General features: G+C 72.3%; 23 protein-coding genes. 9 read left to right on the top strand and 14 right to left on the bottom strand.

From position 1 onward, the window contains the following. The first annotated feature begins 7 nt into the window (after positions 1 to 7). Both ACFYYT_RS27210 and ACFYYT_RS27215 read left to right on the top strand, forming a co-directional pair. Positions 8 to 727 (top strand): ABC transporter permease subunit, encoded by a 720-nt coding sequence (locus ACFYYT_RS27210; RefSeq protein WP_351823211.1) that lies wholly within the window; start codon positions 8 to 10, stop codon positions 725 to 727. An 81-nt stretch (positions 728 to 808) separates the two neighbouring features. Next, on the top strand, positions 809 to 1456 hold the full coding sequence (locus ACFYYT_RS27215; protein ID WP_351823208.1) for a rhomboid-like protein: 648 nt from the start codon (positions 809 to 811) through the stop codon (positions 1454 to 1456). A gap of 235 nt (positions 1457 to 1691) precedes the next feature. Here ACFYYT_RS27215 and ACFYYT_RS27220 read toward each other — a convergent pair whose 3' ends face one another. The 9 genes from ACFYYT_RS27220 to ACFYYT_RS27260 form a co-directional block, all read right to left on the bottom strand. Beyond that, positions 1692 to 2504, bottom strand: coding sequence for an HAD family hydrolase (locus ACFYYT_RS27220; protein ID WP_351823206.1), 813 nt, complete (start codon positions 2502 to 2504; stop codon positions 1692 to 1694). Continuing rightward, positions 2501 to 3778, bottom strand: a complete 1278-nt coding sequence (serS, locus tag ACFYYT_RS27225) for a serine--tRNA ligase (RefSeq protein ID WP_351823203.1) — start codon at positions 3776 to 3778, stop codon at positions 2501 to 2503. The genes ACFYYT_RS27220 and serS overlap by 4 nt, the downstream gene beginning before the upstream one ends. A 526-nt stretch (positions 3779 to 4304) precedes the next feature. Further along, positions 4305 to 5240, bottom strand: coding sequence for a prephenate dehydratase (pheA, locus tag ACFYYT_RS27230; RefSeq protein WP_351823200.1), 936 nt, complete (start codon positions 5238 to 5240; stop codon positions 4305 to 4307). Between the two features lie 42 nt (positions 5241 to 5282). Continuing rightward, positions 5283 to 6569: an iron uptake transporter deferrochelatase/peroxidase subunit gene (efeB, locus tag ACFYYT_RS27235; RefSeq protein ID WP_351823197.1), complete on the bottom strand. Its 1287-nt coding sequence runs from the start codon at positions 6567 to 6569 to the stop codon at positions 5283 to 5285. 5 nt (positions 6570 to 6574) lie between these two features. Further along, complete coding sequence (locus ACFYYT_RS27240) at positions 6575 to 8713, bottom strand: copper resistance protein CopC (RefSeq protein WP_351823194.1); 2139 nt, start codon at positions 8711 to 8713, stop codon at positions 6575 to 6577. 22 nt (positions 8714 to 8735) lie between these two features. After that, on the bottom strand, positions 8736 to 9236 hold the full coding sequence (locus ACFYYT_RS27245; protein ID WP_351823192.1) for a copper chaperone PCu(A)C: 501 nt from the start codon (positions 9234 to 9236) through the stop codon (positions 8736 to 8738). Then, positions 9233 to 9886 carry an SCO family protein gene (locus tag ACFYYT_RS27250; protein ID WP_351823189.1) on the bottom strand — a complete coding sequence of 218 codons (654 nt, stop codon included), beginning with the start codon at positions 9884 to 9886 and terminating at the stop codon, positions 9233 to 9235. The genes ACFYYT_RS27245 and ACFYYT_RS27250 overlap by 4 nt, the downstream gene beginning before the upstream one ends. A 178-nt stretch (positions 9887 to 10064) precedes the next feature. After that, on the bottom strand, positions 10065 to 10793 hold the full coding sequence (locus tag ACFYYT_RS27255) for a YcnI family protein (RefSeq protein WP_351823187.1): 729 nt from the start codon (positions 10791 to 10793) through the stop codon (positions 10065 to 10067). 108 nt (positions 10794 to 10901) lie between these two features. Then, positions 10902 to 11711 (bottom strand): hypothetical protein, encoded by an 810-nt coding sequence (locus ACFYYT_RS27260; protein ID WP_351823184.1) that lies wholly within the window; start codon positions 11709 to 11711, stop codon positions 10902 to 10904. 269 nt (positions 11712 to 11980) lie between these two features. Between ACFYYT_RS27260 and ACFYYT_RS27265 the strand changes: the two genes are divergently transcribed. Then, on the top strand, positions 11981 to 12505 hold the full coding sequence (locus ACFYYT_RS27265; RefSeq protein WP_351823181.1) for an ATP-binding protein: 525 nt from the start codon (positions 11981 to 11983) through the stop codon (positions 12503 to 12505). Positions 12506 to 12631: 126 nt separating this feature from the next. Here ACFYYT_RS27265 and ACFYYT_RS27270 read toward each other — a convergent pair whose 3' ends face one another. Together ACFYYT_RS27270 and ACFYYT_RS27275 are read right to left on the bottom strand one after the other, a co-directional pair. Beyond that, positions 12632 to 14098, bottom strand: a complete 1467-nt coding sequence (locus ACFYYT_RS27270) for an aminopeptidase P family protein (protein WP_351823178.1) — start codon at positions 14096 to 14098, stop codon at positions 12632 to 12634. A gap of 183 nt (positions 14099 to 14281) precedes the next feature. Next, positions 14282 to 15868: a PP2C family protein-serine/threonine phosphatase gene (locus ACFYYT_RS27275; protein ID WP_351823175.1), complete on the bottom strand. Its 1587-nt coding sequence runs from the start codon at positions 15866 to 15868 to the stop codon at positions 14282 to 14284. 418 nt (positions 15869 to 16286) lie between these two features. Between ACFYYT_RS27275 and ACFYYT_RS27280 the strand changes: the two genes are divergently transcribed. Together ACFYYT_RS27280 and ACFYYT_RS27285 are read left to right on the top strand one after the other, a co-directional pair. After that, positions 16287 to 17009, top strand: a complete 723-nt coding sequence (locus ACFYYT_RS27280) for a bifunctional DNA primase/polymerase (RefSeq protein WP_351823174.1) — start codon at positions 16287 to 16289, stop codon at positions 17007 to 17009. A gap of 91 nt (positions 17010 to 17100) precedes the next feature. After that, on the top strand, positions 17101 to 17661 hold the full coding sequence (locus tag ACFYYT_RS27285; RefSeq protein WP_351823171.1) for a hypothetical protein: 561 nt from the start codon (positions 17101 to 17103) through the stop codon (positions 17659 to 17661). A gap of 182 nt (positions 17662 to 17843) precedes the next feature. On the opposite strand, the gene ACFYYT_RS27290 is transcribed toward ACFYYT_RS27285, so the two are convergent. The 3 genes from ACFYYT_RS27290 to ACFYYT_RS27300 all read right to left on the bottom strand — a co-directional run bounded on the left by ACFYYT_RS27290 (position 17844) and on the right by ACFYYT_RS27300 (position 20466). Beyond that, positions 17844 to 18818 (bottom strand): DUF5926 family protein, encoded by a 975-nt coding sequence (locus tag ACFYYT_RS27290; protein ID WP_351823168.1) that lies wholly within the window; start codon positions 18816 to 18818, stop codon positions 17844 to 17846. A gap of 159 nt (positions 18819 to 18977) precedes the next feature. Next, positions 18978 to 19580, bottom strand: a complete 603-nt coding sequence (locus tag ACFYYT_RS27295) for an ATP-binding protein (RefSeq protein ID WP_351823166.1) — start codon at positions 19578 to 19580, stop codon at positions 18978 to 18980. Positions 19581 to 19665: 85 nt separating this feature from the next. Then, on the bottom strand, positions 19666 to 20466 hold the full coding sequence (locus ACFYYT_RS27300; protein WP_351823163.1) for a glycerophosphodiester phosphodiesterase: 801 nt from the start codon (positions 20464 to 20466) through the stop codon (positions 19666 to 19668). A 265-nt stretch (positions 20467 to 20731) separates the two neighbouring features. Between ACFYYT_RS27300 and ACFYYT_RS27305 the strand changes: the two genes are divergently transcribed. From ACFYYT_RS27305 to ACFYYT_RS27320, 4 genes are all read left to right on the top strand, one after another. Further along, positions 20732 to 22270, top strand: coding sequence for a trypsin-like peptidase domain-containing protein (locus tag ACFYYT_RS27305; protein WP_351823160.1), 1539 nt, complete (start codon positions 20732 to 20734; stop codon positions 22268 to 22270). Between the two features lie 122 nt (positions 22271 to 22392). Continuing rightward, a complete protein-coding gene (locus ACFYYT_RS27310; RefSeq protein WP_351823157.1) occupies positions 22393 to 23298 on the top strand; it encodes a LysR family transcriptional regulator in 906 nt (301 codons plus the stop codon). 212 nt (positions 23299 to 23510) lie between these two features. Further along, positions 23511 to 24068, top strand: a complete 558-nt coding sequence (locus ACFYYT_RS27315; protein WP_351823154.1) for a cysteine dioxygenase family protein — start codon at positions 23511 to 23513, stop codon at positions 24066 to 24068. Then, on the top strand, positions 24068 to 25126 hold the full coding sequence (locus tag ACFYYT_RS27320; RefSeq protein WP_351823151.1) for a putative sulfate exporter family transporter: 1059 nt from the start codon (positions 24068 to 24070) through the stop codon (positions 25124 to 25126). Before ACFYYT_RS27315 ends, ACFYYT_RS27320 begins: the two co-directional genes overlap by 1 nt. Positions 25127 to 25204 lie beyond the last annotated feature (78 nt).

The raw sequence follows: 25204 nt of genomic DNA on the forward strand, positions 1-25204 counted from the left end.
GGCACCCATGTACAACCCCACCGTCGCCCGGCTCACCTACCGGGCCCTCCTCGGCCGCCGCCGCGCGCTGATCCTCTTCGCGCTGCCCGCCCTGCTGATCGTCATCTCCATCGCCGTGCGCGCCTTCACCGGAGTGGACGACAAGGTGGCGGCCGACCTGCTCGGCGGCTTCGCCCTCGCCACGATGGTCCCGCTGATCGGCGTCATCGCCGGCACCGGAGCCATCGGCCCCGAGATCGACGACGGCTCGATCGTCTACCTGCTCTCCAAGCCGGTGAAGCGCCCGACGATCATCCTCACCAAGCTGATCGTGGCGATCGCCGTCACGATGGCCTTCTCGGCCATCCCCACCCTGATCGCCGGATTCATCCTCAACGGCAACGGCCAGCAGATCGCCGTCGCCTACACCGTCGCCGCGCTCGTCGCCTCGGTCGCCTACAGCGCGCTCTTCCTGCTGCTGGGCACCGTCAGCCGGCACGCGGTCGTTTTCGGCCTGGTCTACGCACTGATCTGGGAGTCCCTCTTCGGCAGCCTGGTCTCCGGAGCCAAGACCCTCAGCGTCCAGCAGTGGGCGCTGGCCCTGGCCGAGAAGGTCGCCGGACAGGGGTACGTGGACGCCAGCGTGGGTCTGCCCACCGCCGTGATCCTGCTGCTCGTGGTCACCGTCGGCGCCACCCTGTACGCCGGCCAGAAGCTGCGCCGCCTCACCCTCGCCGGCGAGGAGTAGGCCCGCCGCACCGGCCGTACCCCGTGCCCCGCCCGGCCCATCGGCCGGGCGGGGCGCCGTTTCTCACGGCATCATCGGTGCATGATCGAGCACACGGAGCCGGAGCCGTCCAGGCCCATGAGGTCGTGGATACGCACCTCGCCCGGAACCCACCTCTGGCTCCTGATCATCGCCGTGACCAGCCTGATCGTGGTGATCGCGCCCGACCGGGTGGAGCACGTCCTGCTCCACCGCAACAGCAGCAACATCCACCAGCTCGTGAAGTACCCCGTACGCGCTCTGTTCAGCAGCGCCTTCTGGATCGAGAACCCGTCCTCGCTCGCGCTCTACGCCGTGCTCTTCGAGGTCTTCCACGCCCCCGTCGAGCGCTGGCTCGGCACCCTGCGCTGGCTCGTGATCGTCGCGACCGCCCACGTCGTCGCCACCCTCGTCAGCCAGAAGGTCCTCCTGATGGCCATCCAGCACCACCGGGCGCCGCACAGCATGACCCACGTCGTGGACATCGGAGTCAGCTACGGGATCGCGGCCTCGGTCGGCGTCCTGACCTACCGGCTTCCCGGCCCCTGGCGATGGCTCTACCTGGCCGGGGCCGTGGCCTTCTTCGCGGTACCGCTCTTCACCGGCGGCACCTTCACCGACCTCGGGCACGCCATCTCGCTCGCCGTCGGCCTGCTCGCCTGGCCGCTCACCCTGCACCCGCATCCCCGTCCGGCCCCGACCGAGCCCTGACGAGCCGGGGACGTTTCACGTGAAACGCGGCTGCTGTTTCACGTGAAACATGGCCGGCGTTTCACGTGAAACACCGTCGGTCCTCCGCACAGCCCGACGAAATTCGCTGGTACGGGGCCTGCGCCCCCGGCAGAGTGAGTGGCGCGGGGAGCAACAAAAAGTCCGGGACGGCCACTTCGAGCGCGCCTCACGGCGCGGGCCGTCCCGGACCTCTCGTACGTCTGCCCCGGGCTGCTCAGGCGGCGCCCAGCAGGCGCTCCAGCACCACCGCGATGCCGTCCTCCTGGTTGGAGGTGGTCACCTCGTCGGCCACGGCCTTCAGCTCAGCATGGGCGTTGGCCATCGCGACGCCGTGCGCGGACCAGCCGAACATCGGGATGTCGTTGGGCATGTCACCGAAGGCGATCGTCTCGGCGGCCTTCACACCCAGCCGGCGGGCGGCGAGCGAGAGGCCCGTCGCCTTGCTCAGGCCCAGCGGCAGGATCTCCACTATCCCCGGACCGGCCATCACGATGTCCACCAGGCTGCCGACGGTCTCCCGCGCCACCCTGACGAGCTCGTCCTCGCCCATCCCCGGGTGCTGGATGTACAACTTGTTGAGCGGAGCCGTCCAGACGGCCGCCGTGTCCTCCAGGTATATCGCCGGCAGGCCCTCCTGCACCTGGTAGCCGGGGCCGAACAGCACCTCGCCGTCCACCCCGTCCCGGCTGGCCGCCAGGGCCAGCGGACCCACCTCGGCCTCTATCTTCGAGAGCGCGAGGCCGGCCAGCTGCCGGTCCAGCGTCACCGAGGTCAGCAGCCGGTGCGCTCCCGCGTCGTAGACCTGCGCGCCCTGCCCGCACACGGCGATCCCCTGGTAACCGAGGTCGTCGAGGACGTGCCGCGTCCAGGGCACGGCCCGGCCGGTGACGACGATGTGCGCCGCGCCCGCCGCGGTGGCCGCGGCGAGCGCTTCACGGGTGCGCTCCGAGACGGTGTCGTCGTCACGCAGCAGCGTGCCGTCGAGGTCCGTCGCGACGAGCTTGTACGGGAACGGGGCCGGGCTCACTTGGTGATCGGCTCCAGCACCTCGCGGCCGCCCAGATAAGGACGCAGCACCGGGGGCACCCGCACCGAACCGTCGGCCAGCTGGTGGTTCTCCAGGATGGCGACGATGGTGCGCGGGACGGCGCACAGGGTGCCGTTCAGCGTGGACAGCGGAGCGGTCTTCTTGCCGTCGCGGTAGCGGATCGACAGGCGGCGGGCCTGGAAGCCGTCACAGTTCGAGGCGGAGGTCAGCTCGCGGTACTTGCCCTGCGTCGGGATCCAGGCCTCACAGTCGAACTTGCGCGAGGCGGAGGAGCCCAGGTCGCCGGTGGCGACGTCGATGACCTGGAACGGCAGCTCCAGGCTGGTCAGCCACTGCTTCTCCCAGTCGAGCAGACGCTTGTGCTCGGCCTCGGCCTCCTCCGGCGCGACGTAGGAGAACATCTCGACCTTGTCGAACTGGTGGACGCGGAAGATGCCGCGCGTGTCCTTGCCGTACGTACCGGCCTCGCGACGGAAGCACGGCGAGAAGCCGGCGTAGCGCAGGGGCAGCTTGTCGGCGTCGATGATCTCGTCCATGTGGTACGCCGCGAGCGGGACCTCGGAGGTGCCGACCAGGTAGTAGTCGTCCTTCTCCAGGTGGTACACGTTCTCCGCGGCCTGGCCGAGGAAGCCGGTGCCCTCCATGGCGCGCGGACGGACCAGCGCCGGGGTGAGCATCGGGATGAAGCCGGCCTCGGTGGCCTGCGCGATGGCGGCGTTGACCAGGGCCAGCTCCAGCAGGGCGCCGACGCCGGTGAGGTAGTAGAAGCGCGAGCCCGACACCTTGGCGCCGCGCTCGACGTCGATGGCGCCCAGGGCCTCGCCGAGCTCCAGGTGGTCCTTGGGCTCGAAGCCCTCGGCACCGAAGTCGCGGATCGTGCCGTGGGTCTCGAGGACGGTGAAGTCCTCCTCGCCGCCGACCGGGACGTCGCTGTGGACGATGTTGCCGAGCCGCAGCAGGAGCTGCTTCGCGGCCTCGTCGGCCTCGTTCTGCTCCGCCTCGGCGGCCCGGACGTCCTGCTTGAGCTGTTCGGCCTTGCCCAGCAGCTCTGCGCGCTCCTCCGGGGAGGCCTTGGGGATGAGCTTGCCGAGCGACTTCTGCTCGCTCCGCAGTTCGTCGAAGCGCATGCCGGAGGACCTGCGGCGCTCATCGGCGGAGAGGAGTGCGTCGACGAGCCCGACGTCCTCTCCACGGGCGCGCTGCGAGGCGCGGACACGGTCAGGGTCTTCACGGAGCAGCCGAAGGTCAATCACCCCTCCAGGCTACCGGGCCGGGCTTCCTGGGATCACACCGATATCACGCTGCGTGTCACTATGTCCCAATTGCGGAGAATGGAAAACCCTTCCCCGGCGGCCGGATCCGGCCCCCGGCGCCCGGACGATAAAAGCGGCCCATTCCCCGAAATGGGGCACGACGCCAACGGCCGGGCGAGGCCTGAGCAGGGTCGCAGGGGCTTCCTTGTCCACAGGAATTGCCCCTGGGCCGGTCTTATCCACAGGCTGTGTGCCGGATCTGTGGACACGGAATTAGATCAATAGGGATCGGCGAGCGGTCGGGGTCGATCAGGGTTCAAACCGCCCTCACACACTCATTCGGGTGGGAATGGCTCGCTCCAAAGAGTTGATCGGTGATACGTGGGTGACGCCGTTCACCTACCGCTCCCCAGCGCGAAACCTGAGCCGCCCGGCCGATTTGTCGACCTTGTCGTGCCGACCTGTCGACTTGTCCCCAGGTCCCCATCCCGGCCTGTGGATAACTCTGTGGACAGTGGACGAAGCGCTACGGCCTGCCGTCGAGGCAACGCGTCAGCCAGTCCGAGGCCTCCGTGAAGTCGCTGTCGGAGGTTCCCGGCCGCGCGGCCCGCACCTCACTCAGAGCGACACCGGCACGCGGGTACGAGCCCAGGAAGCGCACCTGCGGGCAGGTCCGCTTCAGACCCATCAGCGCCTCGCTCACCCGGCGGTCGGAGACGTGCCCCTCGGCGTCGACGGCGAAGCAGTAGTTGCCGATGCCCTCCCCGGTCGGCCGGGACTGGATCAGCATCAGGTTCACCCCGCGCACGGCGAACTCCTGGAGGAGCTCCAGCAGCGCACCGGGGTGGTCGTCGCCGAGCCACAGGACCACCGAGGTCTTGTCGGCACCGGTCGGCGCCGCCGGCCGGGCGGGCCGGCCGACGAGCACGAAGCGGGTCTCGGCGTTCTGCGCGTCGTGGATCTCGGTGACCAGCGCCTCCAGCCCGTACGTGGCGGCGGCGAACTCCCCCGCGAAGGCGGCGTCGAAGCGGCCCTCCTGGACCAGCCGGGCGCCGTCGGCGTTCGAGGCGGCCGACTCCCACAGCGCGTCGGGCAGGTTCGCCCGCAGCCAGTTGCGCACCTGCGGCTGGGCCACGGGGTGCCCGGTGACGGTCTTGACATCCGACAGCTTGGTCCCGGGCCGCACGAGCAGCGCGAACGCGATCGGCAGCAGCACCTCGCGGTAGATCATCAGCGGCTCGCCGGAGGACAGCTCGTCGAGGGTGGCGGTGACGCCGCCCTCCACCGAGTTCTCGATCGGCACCAGCGCGGCCGCGGCCTCGCCGTTGCGCACGGCGTCCAGCGCCGCCGGGACCGACACCATCGGGACGAGCTCCCGGGTGGCTGCTTCCGGCAGAGTGCGCAGGGCGGCTTCCGTGAAAGTGCCCTCGGGACCGAGATAGGTGAAGCGGGTGGCCGACATGCGGTCAGCCTAATGCCGGGGCACCCGCCCCCGCCGGGCCGTTCACCCTTCGAGCAGGTGCTGCCCGACGTACTCCCCGGGGCGCGGACCGGGGGGAACGGCGTACAGACCGCTCGACTCGTGCCGGATGAACTCCGACAGCGCGTCGCCGCGGTCGAGCTTGCGCTGGACCGGTACGAACCCGCGCAGCGGGTCGGCCTGCCAGCAGATGAAGAGGAGTCCGGCGTCGGGGGTGCCGTCGGCGGCGATCCCGTCGTGGAAGGAGAAGGGCCGCCGGAGCATCGCGGCCCCGCCGTTCTGCTCGGGCGCCGAGATCCGGGCGTGGGCGTTGGAGGCGATGACGGGCTTGCCGTCGGGGCCGAGCTTGTCCAGGGCCGGCTTCGTGGTCTCGGTGCCGCCGGTCAGGGGGGCTCCGTCGGCCTTGGTCCGGCCGATGACCTGCTCCTGCTGGGCCGTGGACCGCTTGTCCCAGTCGTCGAGCAGCATCCGGATCCGGCGGACGACCGCGTAGGAACCCCCGGCCATCCAGGCGTGCTCCGCCGGTCCGGGGCCGGAGCCCTGTACGAAGATCCGCTTGCCGAAGTCGGCGTCGGACGGCTTCGGGTTGCCGGTGCCGTCCACCTGGCCCATCAGGTTCCGCGCGGTCATCGGGGCGGCGGTCGCGCCGGGCGAGCGGTTGAAGCCGTTCATCTGCCAGCGCACGCGGGCGGCCTCCCCGGCGTCCTTCTGTACGGCGCGCAGCGCGTGGAAGGCGACGAGCCCGTCGTCCGAGCCGATCTGGACCCACAGGTCGCCGTTGCTGCGCTGGGGGTCCAGCCGGTCGGAGGAGAAGTCCGGCAGCGGGTCGAGGGCGACCGGCCGCCGGGCGGTGAGACCGGTCCGCTCGAAGAAGGAGTGGCCGAACCCGAAGGTCACCGTCAGGGACGAGGGCCCCGCGTCCAGCGCGATGCCGCTGTCGCCGTGCGGCGCGGTCTCGCCCGCCATGAGCCGGCGCGCGGTGTCGGACCAGCGGCGCAGCAGCGCCGCGGCCTCCTTGCGCCCGGCACCGGGTGCCAGGTCGAAGGCGACGACGTGGCCCTTGGCCTGGAGCGGGGTGGTGATGCCCGCCTGGTGGTCCCCCTCGAAGGCCACCCGGGCCGCCCCGAGCGCGGCGAGGGAGCCGGCCCGGCCGGAGGTGCCCCCGGCCGGGGAGTCGGAGACCGCCGAGTGCACCAGGGCGCCGCCGGTGGCGCCGAGGGCGAGCCCGGCGGCGCCCGCGGCGCCGACGGTGCCCAGCAGCCGGCGCCGGGAGATTTCGATGTCGGGGTTGCTCGCGGTGCTGTCGGTCACGCTGTTCAGCCGATCTTCACGTTCTTCTGGACGGTCGTCTGGTCGATGTCGGAGGTGCGGACGGTCACGTCGATGCGCCAGTCGCCGGCGAGCGGCAGCTGGACCCCGGTCGCGCTCCAGTGTCCGGGAGCGTCGCGGTCCGGTGCGACCGGCAGCGGGCCGATCTCCTTGGCCTCCAGGGTGAAGGAGATCTTGATTTCGGGGAGGTCCAGCGGCTTGCCGTCGGCCCCGTCGGCCCACAGGTGCAGGGTGTTGGCGCCGACCCGGCCCGGATCGAGTTCCAGGCGGACGGAGCCCTTGCCGTTCTGGCCGCCGGTGTCGAACGGCAGGGTGATCTTGACGGCCCGGTTGGGGACGGCGGGGCCCGCGGAACTGCTGCGGCCCGTCTCCTGCTCCGCGGCGCGGCCCGGTTCGGTGCTGGTCAGGACGGTGGTCACGGCCAGCAGGACCACGGCCACGCCGGCCTCGGCGAGCACCGAGCGGCGCAGGCCCGCGCGGCCCGGATCGGCGTCCCGGACCTGCTTCTCGCGGGCCTTGTCCCGGGCGGCGCGCTGGCGGTCCAGCTGGGCCGCCCGTCGGGGGTCGGCCTCCGCGTCGGCACCCGCGCCGGAGGCAGCCGCCCCGGAAGCACCCGCCCGGGAAGCACCCGCCCCGGAAGCGGCGGTCCCGGCCGGTGTTTCACGTGAAACATCGACGGTCGGCGTTTCACGTGAAACATCGGCGCCCGCCGCCACCGCCGCGTGCTCTTCGGCGGGGACGTCGGCGTCCTCGGTGCGGTCGGCCGCACCGAGACGGCCGGTCCACTTCCGCGATACGGAGGCGATGCCGATGAGGACCGCTACCAGCCCGACCTTGATGAGGAGCAGCTGCCCGTAACTGGTGTCCGTCAGGGCCGACCAGCTGCCGAGCTGGCGCCAGGACTGGTAGATGCCGGTGGCGGCGAGCACCAGGACGCTGATGAAGGCCACCCTGGAGAACCGCCGGACGGCTTCGCGCTCGATGTCCGGCACCTTGTGCAGGGCGACCAGCAGGGCCACCAGACCGCCGAGCCAGGCGGCCACGGCCAGCAGGTGCAGGACGTCGACCGGCATGGCGATGCCGGGCTGGATGCCGGTGGAGGCGTGCTCGGCGAGGGCCCAGGTCGCGGCGATGCCGCCGGCCACGACCGTGCCGCCGATGGCGAGCCCGAAACCGAGGTCGCTCGTCTCCTCCTTCGCCTCCTTCGCCGCGTCGGCGGCGGACACGTCCCCGGAGACGTCGGCAGGGGCATCGGCGCAGACGCCGGTCCCCCCGGCCCCCTCCGTCCCCGAGGCCTTCTGGCGCCGCGCGTAGGCGCCGAAGAGCACGGCGATGAACAGGGCGGCCGCGCCGAGGAGCAGCAGCCGGGAGACGAAGGAGGCGCCGGTCTTCGTGTCCAGGACGGCCCGCAGCCCGTCGAGGTCGAAGGCGTCGGCGAACTTCCCGGAGCCGGTGTACGGGGTGCGCAGCACCAGCATCGCCAGGGTGGCGGCGGTCAGGGTGACCCAGCCGCGCACCACCAGCTTCTGCAGCGAGCGCTCGGCGGCGCCCCTGCGCCAGCACAGCAGGATGAAGGCGCCGCCGCCGACGAGGACGGTGAAGCCGGCGTAGGCGGCGTAGCGGGCGATCCCGTACGCGATGCCGACGGGCCCGCCGCCCGCCTGCTGGTCGGGCAGGGCGACGCTGGTGGCGGAGGGGGCGCCGATGGAGAAGGTGAAGGCGCCGGACACCGGGTGGCTGTCGGCGGAGACGGCCTGCCAGGCGACGGTGTAGGTGCCGTCCGGCAGGCCGGAGTGCAGGGCGGTGCCGTAGCGGATGGTCGAGCCGCTGCACATGTCCCGCAGCTCGCCGGTGTCGACGCGCTTGCCCGCCGGGTCCATGACGCGGATGGAGTCGTCACCCATGGCGACCTGCTCCGAGAAGGAGAGGGTCACCTGGGCGGGTGCCGTGGTGACCACCGCCCCGTCCTTGGGGTCGCTCGCGGTGAGTGCGGCGTGTGCCGAGGCCGGGGCGGCCGCGGCGAACAGGGTTGCCAGCAGGGCTGCGAGAACCAGCACCAGCCGCGGCAGGCGTGCCGTGGCGCGGGCGGCGCGGGCCGGGGAAGGAGCGGGGGCGGTGGCCGTCATGGCGTGTCAGTTCCTCGGTCCGTCAGTGGGCGGTGGAGTTCTGTGCGGAGTAGGTCCGTTCCTTGACGTCCAGGTCGACCTTGACCGGGTCGGCCTTCTCGAAACGCAGCTCGACGGTGATCTTGTCACCGACCTTCGGCTTGTTCTTGAGCCCCATGAACATGATGTGGCTGCCGCCCCGCTCCAGCCGGAGCTCACCGCCCGCGGGCACGTCCAGGGCCTGGACGTGCCGCATCTTCTGGTCCTTGGTCTCGTGGATCTGCAGATCGTCCGAGAGCGGGCTGGTGACGGCGGTCAGTTTGTCGGCCGTCTTCGAGCCGTTCTCGATGACCATGAAAGCGCCGGCCATCTTGTCGTCGACCGGTTCGGGCATGTAGGCCCCGCTGACGGTCAGCTGCGGCTTGCCCGACTTCCCGGAGGAGTCGGTGGAGCCGGCGGAGTCCGATGACGAGCAGCCGGATATGGCGAGCGCTGCCGTCAGGGAGAGGGCGGCGGCGAGGGTGCGGGTGGTGCGGGCGTTCACGGGTTCTCTCCCTTGACGATCTTCGGCAGGTCCTTGGTGTAGTCATCGACGGTGGTGCCCTCGCCGTAGAGGACGTAGCCCTCGTCGGTCTTGGGCGAGAAGCCGATGACCTGGGCCCCGTGCATGGAGACGACGCTGCCGTCGGCCTCCTTCTTCGGGGCCTCGATACCGATGCCGAGCGATCGTGCGGCGGCCTGGATGGTGGCGAAGTCCCCGGTCAGTCCGGTGAAGGACGGATCCTGGGCCCTGAGCCACGTGCCGAGGGAGGCGGGGGTGTCGCGTTCGGGGTCCGTGGTGACGAAGACGACCTGGAGCTTGTCCTGGGCCTCCTTGGGCAGCGACTTCCTGGCGACGGCGATGTTGCTCATCGTCAGGGGGCAGACGTCGGGGCAGTTCGTGTAGCCGAAGTAGATGAGGGTCGGCCGGCCCTTGGTCTGCTCGCGCAAGTTCCACGGCTTGCCGGTGGTGTCCGTGAGGACCAGATCCGGCTTGTCGAAGGGGCGGTCGAGGACGGTCGCGGCTCCGGCCTTGTTCTGGCCGGAGATCTGGGTGACCGAACCTGTGGTCGTGCCCGTCTCACTGCCGCAGGCGGTGAGGGCGAGCGCGGTCGCCACCGCGAGGGCGGCGACCGTCACACGTGTGGTGCGCATGGAGAGATGTCCCTGGGATCGGGGATGGTGGTGCGGACGTACGGGAAACGACGGAGCTCGCGTACGGGCTGCCGCCGTTCCGGGCGAGCCGCCGACGCCCGCCTCCGGGAGGCGGCCGCCGGCGGGCAGTGGCCGTCGCCGGGCAGCGGCCGTCGGCGGCCGTCGGCGTGAGGCGTGGTCAGGAAGCGCGGCGGCGCGAGGCGATGCCGAAGGCGAGACCGCCGAGGCCGACGACGATGCCCACGATGCCGAGCGTGCGCGCGGTCGTGTCGGAGCCGCTCGTGGCGGTGGCCTCGTCGTGCGTGTCCTTCGCGGCGCCGTCGGTGCTCTTGGCGTCGGTGGCGGGCTTCGCGGCGTCGTCGTGGCCGCCGGCGGCCTTGGCGGCCGTCAGCTTCAGCACGGGCGCCGGGGACTGCGGCTCGGGGGCACCGGCCTTGGTCTCCTCGATCCAGCGCACGACCTCGTTGTTGTCGTAGGTCTGGATGGCCTTGAAGACCATCTGGTCGGCGTTGTCGGGGAGCTTGCCGACGGAGAGCGGGAACTGCTGGAACTTGCCGGGTTCGATCTTGCCGCCGGTCCAGGTCACCTTGGTGACGGCCTCGTTGATCTGCTTGCCGTGCACGGTCAGCGGCTTGTCGAGCTTGGTCTTCTCGACGTTCACGGTCCAGCCGGGGATGTCCTGCGGCATGACGGACGTGAGCGGCTGGTCGATCGGGAAGTTGACCTCGAGCTGCGTGGTCGAGGCGTTGTCGCGCTCGTTGGGCACCTTGAAGTTGATGACCGCGTACCCGCCCTTGGCCGCCTCGCCCGCGGGCTGCACGCTGACGTGCGCGAAGGCGGGACCGGACAGGACGAGGACGGCGCCGGCGGCGAGGGCGGCGGCGAGGGACACGCGAGAGGTCTTCACGGCGGAAACACTCCAGGTAGGCAGGGTGACGTCGCTCCGCGCACGGGCGCGCGCGGAGTTCGCGGCACCGGTGCTCCCGCCGGATGTCCGGGGAATGGGGGTGCCGCGTCAGGCTGCGAGGGCGAGCGCCGTGGGCGGCCCGCGCCTGATCACCGAGTGCAGGAGCGCGTCCCGGCCGGTCGCCGGGACGCTCGCCGGGACGGTCCGCCGGGCCAGGGGGCCGCGGGCGGGCGCGCCCGGAAGTCCGGCCGCGAGGGCGCGTACGAAGGCCAGCGCGGCGCGCAGCGGACGTACGGGGTCGGCCTGGGGGGAGCGCCGGGACAGTTCGACGAGCCGGAACAGCGCGGCGTCGCCGCGGCCCAGCAGCCAGCCGGCCGCGAGCGCGGCCAGCAGGTGGCCGAGCAGCATGGCCGGGCTGAACAGCCCGATGGCGGGTTCCCCGGCGGCCCCCGCCATGTGCGCGTGGGCCATGTGGGCGTGTGCCGCGGCCTGTCCGGCCATCGCGGCCGGGTCCAGTCCGGCGGCTTCCAGGATCTGCCGGGCGTCGGCCTGACTGAGCGGTACGGAGTTGCCCCCGCACACCAGCCGGGCGGCGAGCGCCGCGAGCGAGGTGTCGGCTCCGTCTTCTGCCGGCATCGGGGCCGCGCCGTGCTGGCCGAGGCCGAACAGGGTGTGCAGTCCGAGCTGGCCGACGGTGAGTCCGGCGGCGATGCCGGGCAGCGACCGGCGGCGTCCCGCGAGGGGGGCCGCGACCGCGAAGACGCCGACGAGGGCCAGGGCCAGTGCCCACCACGGCACGGTCGCGCAGGAGGCCACCGCGTGGCCGGCTGCGGACAGCACGACGCAGAGCGCGGTGAACACCGCGGCCCGGGTCATCCGGAGGCCCGCTCCGGCGCGTGTCGTGTGGGTGGCAGTCATGGCCGGGCCATCATCGCACTGGGCCCGTGCCCTGCATACGGCAGGTGCTGGAGGGACCCTCGGGTTCCGGCCCAGGGTCAGTGCGGGAGCAGCGCGCGGTCGGCGCGGGGTCAGGACCGGCACGGCGGACGGTCAGCGTGGCGGCGCCGGGCCGGCGTCCCGCGGGCCCCTCGCATACACCGCCGCCCGGGAGCGTCGCATCGGCCGAACGAGGGCTCTGACGGCGCCCGGGGGCTTACGGTCCGCCGGGGGCGGCAATAGGTAACCGTATGAGCATCTGGTGGTCTCTCCACTTGAGGCGGGAAGCCGCGAGCGTGCCGCTCGCGCGGCGCCTGCTGCTGGGGACGATGGAGACCGCGGGGGTGGACCCGGACATCTCCTTCGACCTGTCGGTCGCCTTGACCGAGGCGTGCGCCAACGCGGTGGAGCACGGCGGCCTCGGCGGCCCCTGCGAGGGCGGCGGCGCGGATCCGCGCCCCGGCGGCAGCGGCGGCAGCGGCAACGGCAGCGGCAGCGGCGGCGACGGGCTCCCGGACGGAACCGAGGCGTACCACGTCACGGCCTATCTGGACGGGGACCGCTGCCGCATCGAGGTGACCGATTCGGGGCCGGGGTTCCCGCCCGCGACGGTCTCCCGCCCCAGACCCTCGCTGGCCGAGCACGGCCGGGGCCTGCACCTGATCGCCGAGCTCGCCGATCACGTCCGCTTCCGCAACCGGCCGGGCCGGGGCGCGGTGGTGAGCTTCGACAAGATGCTGAAGTGGCGCGACGGAGCCCTGCTGAAGGTCTCGTAACCGCAGGGGCGCCGCCCGCCGTGGCAGCCGTGGCGGTCGGCCCCGGACACGCCGGTGGGCGGGAACCGTCCCGGTCCCCGCCCACCGTCACGCAGGCACGCACGCACAGGTGCGTCCGCGCGGGTGTCAGCCCTTGAGGCGCGCCATCCACGCCTCGACCTCGTCCGACCGGCGCGGCAGCGCGGCGGAGAGGTTCCGGTTGCCGTCCTCCGTCACGACGATGTCGTCCTCGATCCGGACGCCGATGCCCCGGTACTCCTCGGGCACGGTCAGGTCGTCGGCCTGGAAGTACAGACCGGGCTCGACCGTCAGGCACATGCCCGGCGCCAGCGTGCCGTCGACGTACGCCTCGGTGCGCGCGGCGGCGCAGTCGTGGACGTCCATGCCGAGCATGTGGCCGGTGCCGTGCAGGGTCCAGCGGCGCTGCAGGCCCAGCTCCAGGACGCGCTCGACGGGGCCCTCGACCAGGCCCCACTCGACGAGCTTCTCGGCGAGCACGCGCTGCGAGGCGTCGTGGAAGTCGCGGAACTTGGCGCCCGGCTTCACCGCGGCGATGCCGGCTTCCTGGGAGGCGTACACGGCGTCGTAGATCTTGCGCTGGATCTCGCTGAACGTGCCGTTGACCGGCAGCGTGCGCGTGACGTCGGCCGTGTAGAGGGAATGCGTCTCCACACCGGCGTCGAGCAGCAGCAGGTCGCCCGAGCGGACGTCGCCGTCGTTGCGGACCCAGTGCAGGGTGCAGGCGTGCGGGCCGGCGGCGCAGATGGAGCCGTAGCCGACGTCGTTGCCCTCGACGCGGGCGCGCAGGAAGAAGGTGCCCTCGATGTAGCGCTCCGAGGTGGCCTCGGCCTTGTCGAGGACCTTCACGACGTCCTCGAAACCGCGGACGGTGGAGTCGACGGCCTTCTGCAGCTCGCCGATCTCGAAGGCGTCCTTCACGGCGCGGGCCTCGGAGAGGTAGACGCGCAGTTCCTCGTCGCGCTCGGCGGTGACCTTGTCGGTCAGCGCCTTCTCGATGACCGCGTCGTGCCCGCGGACGGCGCGGACCGGTCCCTCGGCCTCGGCGAGGGCCTCGGCGAGCTCGCGCACGTCCTTGGCGGGGATCCCGAGGAGTTGCTCGGCCTCGGTCAGGGAGTGGCGGCGGCCGACCCACAGCTCGCCCTGGCCGGACAGCCAGAACTCGCCGTTCTCGCGGTCGGAGCGGGGCAGCAGGTACACCGTGGCGGTGTGGCCCGTGGGGCCGGTGGGCTCCAGTACCAGTACGCCGTTCTCGGTCTGGTCGCCGGTGAGGTACGCGTACTCGGTCGACGCGCGGAAGGGGTACTCCGTGTCGTTCGAGCGGGTCTTCAGGCGGCCGGCCGGGATCACCAGGCGCTCGCCGGGGAAGCGCGCGGACAGCGCGGCGCGCCGCTCGGCGGTGTGGGCCGCCTGGGCGATGGGCTCCAGGCCGCGCAGCTCGGTGTCGGCCCAGCCGCTGCGCATGTTCTCGGCGAGCTCTTCGCTGACGCCCGGGTACAGCCCGTTCTTGCGCTGCTTGTGCTTCTTCTGGGGCTGCTCTTCTTCCGGGGTCTCCGGGGTGAGCTCGTCAGCCACGTCTTCTCCTCAGCCGCATCGACACGCAGGGTCCGGGTGTGTGGACCTCGTTCATCGTATGTGCGTCGGGGAGGCGCCCGGCGATGGCTGTGACATATCAGTCATACCGGGCGTCTCCATGGCCCTCAGAACCCGCCTGCCCGCTGCGTGCGGCCGGGCGCGCACCCCAGCGGGCAGCCGCCGTCAGTCGAACCGGGCCGCGAGCAGGACGATGTCCTCGGCCGGGTCCGCCCCGGTGGCGCCGAGGTCCTCCCCGGGCAGGACGGTGCGCAGGATGTGGTCGCAGAGGGCCGCCGGGTCCTCCCGGGCGCTACGGGGAACCCCCGCGGCCGCCGCGTGCAGCCGGGCGTAGGCCCGGTCCATGGGGTCACCGGTGCGCCGCAGCAGGCCGTCGGTGTAGAGCAGCACCGTTTCTCCGGATGCGGGCTCGATCTCCACGCTCGGCGCCTCCCAGCAGGCCAGCATGCCCAGCGGCGCGGAGAGGGTGGTCTCCACGTACTCGGTGCGGCGCTCGCCGATGAGCAGCGGCGGGGTGTGCCCGGCTCCGGCCAGGATGATCTTGCGGGCCGCGGGCTCGCAGTACGCGAAGAGCGCGGTGGCCGAGCGCGCGGGCTCGGTCAGGCGCAGCAGCAGCTCCAGATCGGAGAGGACCGCGACGGGGTCCTCCCCCTCCATGACGGCGTAGGCGCGCAGCGACGCCCGCAGCCGGCCCATCGCGGCGACGGCGCTCGGCCCGGAGCCGGCGACGGATCCGACGGCCAGGCCCATGGCCCCCTCGGGCAGCGGCAGGGCGTCGTACCAGTCGCCGCCGCCGCGCGGGCCGGTGTGGTGCCGGGCGGCGAGCTGGACCCCGGGGATCCGGGGCAGCCGGCTGGGCAGCAGTTCCTCGGAGACGGTGGCCAGCCGGGTGCGGGAGCGCTCCACCTCCAGCATCCGGGCCAGGTGTTCGGCGGCGTGCCGGACGTAGAGCCCGACGAGGTCGCGCTGGCGCTCGCTCGGCTCGGCCTGTTCGTCGTAGAGCCAGACGGCGGCGCCGAGCCGGCCGGTGGCGTCCGCGGTCATCGGCAGCGCGTAGCTGGCGGCGTAGCCGAGCCGGGCCGCGACCTCGCGGTGGCGGGGGTCGGTGGGGGGTTCGTGCTCCCCGGCGCCGGGCACCGCCGGGGCGGAGGCCGGTTCGGGCAGGAACTCGGAGCCGCCGTGGGCGTCGGGCAGTCCGTCGAGGATGCGGCCGTACGAGGTGGCGCTGCGCGGCACCGTCTCGATGTGACCGAGGTCCGCGCGGCCCAGACCGAGCCCGATCGTGGTGCGGGGACCGAGCCCGTCGGAGGGTTCCAGGACGACCAGTCCGCGTCGCGCGCCGACGAGGACGGCTCCGGCGCGCAGGAATTCCTGGAGGGAGGAGGCGAGGTCGGTGGCCCGCGCGAGGCGTTCGGTCAGCTCGTGCAGGGTCGTGAGGTCGGAGACCATGCCCGCCAGCCGGTCCTGGATGACGCTGCTCGCGGCAGGCGGTACGGCCTGGGCGGGGGCGGTTCGAGGGGCGGGGGAGGCGTTCGTGGACGTCGAGGTGGAAGCGGGTGTGGGCACCGCAGTGTGCGCTGAAGCTGTAACTGCCGGATCGATTCCAGCCACTTTCGGCAGATGCGGGGCGCTCATGGCGTCCGCCTTTCCACCTGGTGCGATTCGCCATATAGCATCGCAAACCCCCAGATCGTGCTGCGCCGCCATCAATGGATCCACATCTACACGCACACGAGGAGCGATGTCCAGCATTGCCCAGGCGGGAATACTGGTGTCCGTGAGACGGCGACTCACTGTTCAGCCGGGGCTAAAACTTGGCCGGAAAAAGCGGCAAGCGGACGGTTTTTGCGATCGACTGGACGGGCGTCCCAGGCGGTCCGGGTACGTAATCGGCAGTGTCCGGGGCCAGTTGACGTCTTCCGGCACCGCCGGGAACCGCCCGGCGCGGGTCGTCGTCCTTAGCGGCGGCAGCCGTTTTCGGTAGCGGCGCGGGTCGTCCGGGCGTTCCCGCCGGACCCCCGGCGGACGTTCGACGGACCAGTGAGAAAACTGCACGAACCGTGTGAACCTGCTTGCGGCGGACAGTGACGCGAAACCTGTACGTGTGGTGAGACACCGCTCACATGGTGTGATGTGGCCCTCGACGTTCAACGGAAAGGAACGAGCGCTCATGCGCGAGATCCTCGGAAGGCGTCTCCAGCGGCTCCGCGATCGCTTCAAATTCCCGCGCGCCGCCCCCTCCCGCTCCACCGCGGCGGTCCCGGCCGGCGCCGTCCCGTCCCTCCTCGACGCGGCGCTGACCTGCGCCACCGTCCACCACTGGCCCGTGCTCCCCGGCGTCGGCCGGGCCGCCGCGGACAGTGCGCGCTGCGCCTGCCCCGACCCGGACTGCGTGGTCCCCGGAGCACATCCCTTCGACCCCGGGCTGCTCGCCGCCACCGCCGACCCCCGGATGGTGACCTGGTGGTGGACCCGGCGCCCGGCGGCTCCGCTGCTGCTGGCCACCGGCGGAGCGGCGCCGTGCGCGGTGAGCCTGCCGGCCGGGGCGGCCGCGCGGGCCGTCGTACGGCTGGACGCGCAGGGGCTGCGGCTCGGGCCGGTCGTCGCCACGCCCACCCGGTGGTCCCTGCTGGTGGCCCCGTACTCGCTGGAGCGGCTCGGCGAACTCCTCTACGCCAAGGACCACGTACCGGCCTCGCTGCGCTTTCACGGCGAGGGCGGATACCTGCTGCTGCCGCCCTCCACGGCCTCCGGCGGCGGGCAGGTCCGCTGGGAACGGGAGCCCGCGGCGGGAGCCGGCGGGCTGTGGCTGCCGGAGGTCGAGGCGGTCGTGGACGCGCTCGTCGAGGCGAGCAGCGGCGCTCCCGGCGGGGGCAGCCGGCTCGCGTACTGAGTCACTCGTACGGGTGCCAGTACGACGAGTTTCCCGGGGAATTGGGCGCGGGGATCTCCGCGCCCCTTTCCCGCGTCGCTATCTTCGGCGAATGAATCTCCGCCTGATCGGTATCGGCGCCGGTGTGCTGATCATCTTGTCGCTTCCCCTGGCCGGAGCGATCGCCGGGCCGGATTTCGCCGGTCAGGGCGACGGAAAGGGCGGGGGGCTGCTCTCCTCGCTCGGCCTTTCGGACCCGTCCCGTACGTCGGACAGGGCACGGGCCGGCGCCGACCCGGCGAGCCCCGGACCGGCCCTCCAGGCCCGCACGGACTCCCGCTGCGGTCCCGAACTCCGCGCCCCGCAGGGCCTGGAGGCGCAGACCTGCGTCCTGGAGGGCGAGGGGCAGACGTGGGGCCGCAGCTACTACCGCAACACCAGCGGGCGGGCGCTGGACGCCGTACTGACGGTCATGGGGCCGGCGGGGCGCACGGTGCAGATCCGCTGCGCCGTGGCCGCGGGGGACGAGCCGGGTCTGTGCGAGACGCCGCGAGGGGAGTCGGTCGGAACCCCGGACGGCTACTCGGCTGTTGCGGAGTTTGCAGTTCCGGATGATGAAGGGCGGCTGCTGCTGCGGTCCGGGAGCAACTCACCGGCACCGCACGAGGGTTGAGCACCACCTGAAAAGCAAGGGCCCGGTCGCTGGCGACGGGGGATGCACCAGCGACCGGGCTACAAGAACGGTAACAAGAGATCGCCTGTTCGCAAATTCGATCTCTGATATTCAGACATCGATTTGCAGGCGATTAGCGGGAGTTGTGACTCCGGTCACCGCTCCCGCGGGCCTACGGGACGTCAGCTGAGCGTCACCTGACGGTTGGTGAGTCCGCCGCGCGCACGGCGCTCCTCCGTGGTCAGCGGGGTGTCCGTGGCCAGGGCCGCGGCCAGCCGCTCCGCGAGCTCGGCGGCGGGCTTCTCCACGTCCTCGGCACCGACCCCGGTGGGCAGGTCCCAGACGGGGACCATCAGGCCGTGGGCCCGGAAGGAACCCACGAGCTTCGTGCCCTCGCCGAGCGAGGAGGTGCCGGCGGCGTGCAGCCGCGCGAGGGCGTCGAGCAGCTTCTCCTCGGGGTGCGGCATGACCCAGCGCAGGTGGTTCTTCTCCGGGGTCTCGCACCAGTAGGCGGCGTCCACGGAGGTCAGCTTCACGGTCGGGATGGCGGCCGCGTTGGCGCGCTCCAGCGAAGCGGCGATCTCCGGGGAGGCGTTGCGGGCGTCCTCCGACTCCGGAATCCAGAATTCGAAGCCGCTGTGCACAACCGGCTCGAAAACGCCGTCCAGGTCCAGGAGATCCTGAAGTCGGCTGCCCTCGGCCGGCACGCGCCGGGCGGCGACCGGAGTGCCCGGCTCGGCCGCGAGCGCGCGCTCCAGGGTGTCGGCCATGTCGCGGGCCAGGTCCCCGGTGCTCGAATCGTTCTGCAGGCCGAGCAGGACGGAGCCGTCCTCGCGGCGCAGCGCCGGCCACGCCATGGGCAGGACGGTCACCAGCGTGACGGACGGGACGCCCTCGGGCAGGCCGCCCTTGAGGGTCAGCGGGATGGTGGCCGCCGGGACCAGCTCGCGCAGCGCCACCCAGTCGCACTCGCCCGGCAGCCCCTCGAACGGGCGCTGCACGTGCTCGGTGACGGCGTGCGAGGCGGCCGCGCCGTGGCAGGCCTTGTAGCGCCGCCCGGAACCGCAGGGGCAGGGCTCGCGCGCGCCCACCACCGGGATCTCCCCGTTGGTGATCTGCGGCTTCGCGGTCTTCGCGGCGGGGCGCTTCTTGGCCATCGTGGGTGTCTCCCGGTTGCGGCGGTACGGCGGTCTCTGCGGTCGCGAGCCTAGCCGTTCGTACCGCCGCATCCGGTGGGGTGCGGCCGGGAGCACCGCGGGAGCACGGTCGGCGTGCGCTCCCGGGGGGCCGTCCCCCGTGCGTCCGGGGGATCCGCTTCACGGATCCAGATCGTCGAAGGCGGCCGAGAAGTCGATCGCCGGGGCAGTGACGCGCGTAGCGAAATCGTCGTGCCGGGGCCCGCAGGCGACGATCACCCACACGGTGACCTCACCCGCCGCTCCGTCCCGGACACCCCAGTCCTGGGCCAGGGCGCTGATGATGTTCAGTCCCCGGCCGCCGTGCGCGGTCACCGAGGGGGTGGAGGGGACCGGGCGGGTCGGACCGCCGCCGTCCGTGACCTCGACCGTCAGCCGTCCCGCCTTGTCGACGCGCCAGGCGGCGCGTATCTCCCCGTCCCCGACCTCCCGCGCGCCCAGCGGCCGGCCGTGCCGGCAGGCATTGCTGAGCAGTTCGGAAAGGATCAGTACGGCATCGTCCACGACCGCGTCGGACAGACCGCCGATGCGCAGCTGCTCGCGCATGCGGTGCCTCGCCTCGCCCACGCCCGCCGGTCCATGGGCTATGTCCATGCACGACGACGTGGGCACTTCCTGTGCCATCACCAACGCCACCCCCGGAACCTCCTTAGCCCCACGCCATGGTCTGGATGCCCCAATGGCCTGGACCGGAAACCGCTCTGACGAGGCCCTCTGACGCATTCATGACCAATGAACGCGGAGCGGATGCGCCGGTGCACACCCTGTTACCCGCGGGTCGCGTGGGAAGGGTGCGCAAATCGGGACGTCAGCGTCCCAGTTGGGACAGAACCTGACGTGGCCTGTTCGTGATGATCGCTTCTACACCCAGATCCGCGCATAGCTGAACATCTTCGGGTTCGTTCACGGTCCATACGTGGACGGAGTGCCCGGCGGCCTGGAGCTTGCGGATGAAGCCGGGGTGGTTGCGCACGATGCGCATCCCGGGCCCGGCGATGCGCACCCCGGCCGGCAGCCGCCCGTCGCGCATCCGAGGGGAGATGAACTGCATGAGGTAGACGGTCGGGATCGTGGGGGCCGCCGCGCGCACCCGGTGCAGGGAGCGGGCGGAGAAGCTCATCACCCGGACCGGGTGCGGGCCGTCGGCGGGCGGGGCGTCGAGGCCGAAGCGCTTGAGGAGGAAGAGCAGACGCTCCTCCACCTGTCCGGCCCAACGGGTCGGGTGCTTCGTCTCGATCGCGAGCTGGACGGGGCGGCCGGCGTCGGACGCCAGTTCCAGCAGCCGCTCCAGGGTGAGGACGGAGGTGCGCTCGGGGTCCGCGTCCCAGTCGGGGGACTCCTCGCGGTCCTTCCACGAGCCGAAGTCGAGCGCGGCGAGCTCGGACAGCTCCAGGGCGGAGACGGCCCCGCGGCCGTTCGAGGTGCGGTTCACCCGGCGGTCGTGGACCAGGACCAGATGGCCGTCGGCCGTCAGCCGGATGTCGCATTCGAGGGCGTCGGCGCCGTCCTCGATGGCCTTGCGGTAGGCGGCCAGGGTGTGCTCGGGGGCATCCTCCGAGGCACCGCGGTGGGCAACGACCTGGATGGGGCGGGGCAGTGCGTGGGTCACCCGGTCATGGTGCCATCGAGGGGGCTTCGCGCGTCGGGGTGAGTCCTGGGGATGCGCCGGATATGTCGGAGATAAAGGATGGGGGGAGACGCACAGGTCCGGCTTACAGTGCTCTGACGGGTCATGGGAAAAGCTTCACCCTGGAACTTGTGCGGCATGTCGAACGTTCAGTCGGACCGATGCCGGGCCGGTTCAGGGCCGGCATCGCCTGATTTCCAGTGGCCTTGAAGGCCGTGTAGCCGTGTGTGACTGAGGAGAGAGCGCTGTGAGCACCGAGAACGAGGGCACCGCGGCCCCGACGCCCCCCGCGGCCCCGTCCGCACCCCCTGTGCCGGTGGCCGCCTCCGCCCCCGAGCAGGCTCCGTCGCAGCCGCCCACCGCCCCGCCGGCCCCGGCGCAGGCTCCGGCCGCGGCTCCCGCCCCGGCGCAGAACCCCGCCGCGCCCGGCGCCGAGCAGACCCAGCAGCTCCCGCCGTCCCCGGCCGGCCCCCCCGCGTACGGTCAGCCCCACGACCAGCAGCCGGGCCCATACCAGGCCTACGGCCAGACCCCGCCCCCCGCCCCGGCGGCGCACGGCGCCGAGGGCTGGCCCCCGCCGCCGCCCGCCGTGCCCGCGTACGACGGCGGCGGCGCCGGCCACGGCGGCTGGGGCGCGCCGCTGCACACCGACGGCGCCCCCGCCCCCAAGCCGAAGGGCAGGGGGGGCCTGGTCGCGGCCGTCCTCGCGGCGGCCCTCCTCGCCGGCGGCATCGGCGGCGGCGTCGGCTACTGGGCGGCGCAGCGGAGCGACAACGCCTCCGGTTCGACCACCATCACCGCCAGCACCCCCAAGGACGTCAAGCGGGACCCCGCCTCGGTCGCGGGGCTCGCCGCCTCCGCGCTGCCCAGCGTGGTCACCATCGAAGCCTCCGCCGGGGACGGCGAGGGCGGCACCGGCACCGGCTTCGTCTACGACGAACAGGGCCACATCCTCACCAACAACCACGTGGTGGCCTCCGCCGCCAACGGCGGCAAGCTCTCCGCGACCTTCTCCAACGGCAAGAAGTACGAGGCCGAGGTGATCGGCCGCGCCCAGGGCTACGACGTGGCCGTGCTCAAGCTGAAGAACCCGCCCACCGCCCTCAAGCCGCTGGCGCTCGGGGACTCGGACAAGGTCGCCGTCGGCGACTCGACCATCGCGATCGGCGCGCCCTTCGGCCTGTCCAACACGGTCACCACCGGCATCGTCAGCGCCAAGAACCGTCCGGTGGCCTCCGGCGACGGCTCCGGCGGCAAGAACTCCTACATGAGCGCCCTCCAGACGGACGCCTCGATCAACCCCGGCAACTCGGGCGGCCCGCTGCTCGACGGCCGCGGCGCGGTCATCGGCATCAACTCCGCGATCCAGTCCGCCGGGAACGGCGGCTTCGGCGGTGGCCAGGCCGGCTCGATCGGCCTCGGCTTCGCCATCCCGATCAACCAGGCCAGGAACGTCGCCGACTCCCTGATCAAGACCGGCAAGCCGGTCTACCCGGTGATCTCGGTCTCCGTGGACCTCCAGGCGAAGAGCGACGGGGCCAAGATCTCCGAGCAGGGCGCGTCCGCCAACGAGCTGGTCGACCCCAACGGCCCGGCCGGCAAGGCGGGCCTCAAGCCCGGCGACGTCATCACCGAGTTCGGCGGCCGCCAGGTCGACAGCGGTCCGACCTTGATCAGCCTGATCTGGACGTACAAGCCGGGCGACACGGTGAAGCTGACGTACCTGCGCGACGGCAAGCCGAACACGGTCGACATCACCCTCGGCTCGCGGGTCGGCGACAAGTAGCCGGCCGACGAGTAGCCGGCCGACGAGTGGTGACGGGCCCGCGCTCGACGCTGGCTTGATGGCAGGGGCCGTGGGCGGGATTCCGCCTACGGCCCCTCCCAATATCTGCTTATGCTTCGCTGGTGTTCGATTCACGGCACATACGGACATTCCATGAAGTGGTCGCGGCGGGCTCGTACTCCGCGGCCGCTCGCGTCCTGGGCTACACCCAGCCCGCGATCACCCAGCAGATGAAGGCGCTCGAACGCGCGGTCGGCACCCCGCTGTTCACCCGCGTGGGCCGGAAGATGAAGCTCACCGAGGCCGGCGAGTCCCTGGCCCGGCACGCCGAGTCCATCCTCGGCAGCCTCTCCGCCGCCGAGGCCCAGCTGAAGGCGTACACCCGGCTGCGCACCGGGCGGGTCCGGGTCTGCGGATTCCCCAGCGCCAACGTCACCCTCGTCCCGGAAGCCCTCAGCGGCCTGGCCAAGGACCACCCGGGAGTCCAGGTCGAGCTGCTGGAGGGGGAGCCGCCGGAGTCCCTGCGCCGCCTCCAGCGCGGCGAGTGCGACATCACCCTGGCCTTCACCTATCCCGGCCTGCACGAGGAGATCCCCGAGGAAGTGGCCGAGGTGCGGCTGCTGGAGGACCAGCTGACCGTGCTGCTGCCGACCGGGCACCCGCTGGCCCGGCGCCGCGCCGTGCACCTGGCCGACCTCGCCGAGGAGCGCTGGATCGCGGGCTGCCCGCGCTGCCGGGCCAACCTGCTGCACGAGTGTGCCGAGCTGGGCTTCGTCCCCGACATCAGGTTCGCCACCGACGACAACCTGGTCGTCCAGAGCCTCGTGGCGCAGGGCCTGGGTGTCGCCATGATGCCCGCGCTGGTGCTGCCCTCGCTCTCCCTCAGCCGCGTGTGCGGACGGGTGCTGGAACCCGCCGCGCGCCGGCACATCGCCGCCTACGTCTACCGCGACCACCTGCGGATCCCGGCGACGGCCGTGGTGCTCGACGAGCTGAAGCGCGTGGCCGCGAACCGGGTCGGCTGCTGAGCCCCGCAGACTGAACCCGGCGCTCCAGGCTCCGGCGCTCCGGGCTCCGGCGCTCCAGCGCTCCGGGCTCCGGCGCTCCAGCGCTCCGGGCTCCGGCGCTCCAGCGCTCCGGGCTCCGGCGCTCCAGCGACCCTCGATCCATAAGCGGAGCTTGGGAATTCAGGGCAGAACTGTCGTTGGACGTGATGGATCAGCCGACGGACGCTGCTTCCATGACCACCACCACGCAGGCCCGCACGACCGCGAGGATGGCCGCCCTCGTCAGTGAGATCCGCAAGGTCGTCGACCGGGGGCTGGCCCCCGACCTGACCGCCTACCTGGTCGGTGAACGACTCGCCCCGCACCTGGGCGCGCCCGAGCTGCTCACCCCCGAGCAGTGCGAAGGCCATCCCGACCGGTACCGGCAGCACGTCCTGCACACCGAGCCCGACGGAAGCTTCTCCGTGGTCGCCCTGGTGTGGCTGCCCGGTCAGGAGACCGCCATCCACGACCACGTCTCCTGGTGCGTGGCCGGGGTGCACGAGGGCGCGGAGAGCGAGATCCGCTACCGGCTCGCCCCCGCCATCGCCCCCGGGAGCAGTGCGCGTCTCGTGGCGACCGAGGAAGTGGTCAACGGTCAGGGCGACGTCTGTGGCTTCGCCCCGCCCGGCGACATCCACAAGGTGCGCAACTCCTGCCGTACGAAGGCGATATCCCTGCACGTCTACGGGGCCGACGTGAGCCGCCTCGGCAGCAGTGTCCGCCGCGTCTACCCGGAACCGACCGGCTGATGGCCCTCCTGAACCGCACCGCCCCGCGGCCGCCGAGGACGCCGCTGCGCGGTGTTTCACGTGAAACATCCACCTCCTGGCCCGGATTGGCCCTCGCCGCCGCCGGCACCCTGCTCGCCTGGTGCGTCCATCTGCTGATCCCGGCGGTACCGATGCTGACCGCCTCGGTGGTGCTCGGCATCGCGGCAGCCCACCTTCCAGGTCTACGGAGCACGGTGCGCGGCACCGCCCGCCCGGGCCTGTCGCTGGCCGGTCGGCGACTGATGCGCATCGGCATCGTCCTGCTGGGCCTCGGCCTCGGGCTGGACCAGGTCGCCCGCCTCGGCTGGGCGACGGTGGCGATGGTGACCGGCGTGGTCGCGGCCACCTTCTTCGGCACCGTCTGGCTCGGCCGGCGCCTTGGACTCCCGGGCGATCAGCCCCTGTTGATCGCCACCGGCTACTCGATCTGCGGGGCCTCGGCGATCGGAGCGGTCAGCGAGGTCTCCGGCAGCGACGAGGAGGACGTCGCCTCCTCGGTGGCCCTGGTCACCCTCTGCGGCACCCTCGCCATCGCCGTCCTGCCCCTACTCCAGGGCCCGTTGGGGCTCTCCGACCCGGCTTTCGGGCGCTGGGTGGGGGCGAGCGTCCATGACGTCGGCCAGGTGGTGGCGACCGCCCAGACCGCGGGCCCCGGGGCGCTGGGCGAGGCGGTCCTGGTCAAGCTGATGCGGGTGGCCCTGCTGGCTCCGCTGGTGGCGGCCGTGGCCTTCTCGATGCGGGCCCGGCGCCGTGGGGCACGCACCACCTCGGGGCGCAGGCCCGCTCCGGTCCCGCTCTTCGTGGCCGGGTTCCTGGCGGCGGCGGCGCTGCGCACCACCGGGGTGCTGCCCGACGCGCTGCTGGAGTGGGCGCACACCGCTCAGGGGCTGCTGCTGGCGGCGGCCCTGTTCGGCCTGGGCAGCGCGGTGGACCTGCCGAGGCTGGCCCGGACCGGCGGGCGCGCTGCCCTGCTGGGGCTGGGGGCCTGGGTGATGGTGGCCGGGGTCTCGTACGTCGGCGTCCTGCTCACCGTATGACCTCGCTCCCGCAGGGGAGTTGGCCATTTCCTGGCCGGAACCGACCGAACGCCCGGACTGCCTCCTGACATCTCGCGC

The sequence above is a fragment of the Streptomyces sp. NPDC002032 genome, from assembly GCF_042890765.1.
Lineage (GTDB): Bacteria > Actinomycetota > Actinomycetes > Streptomycetales > Streptomycetaceae > Streptomyces.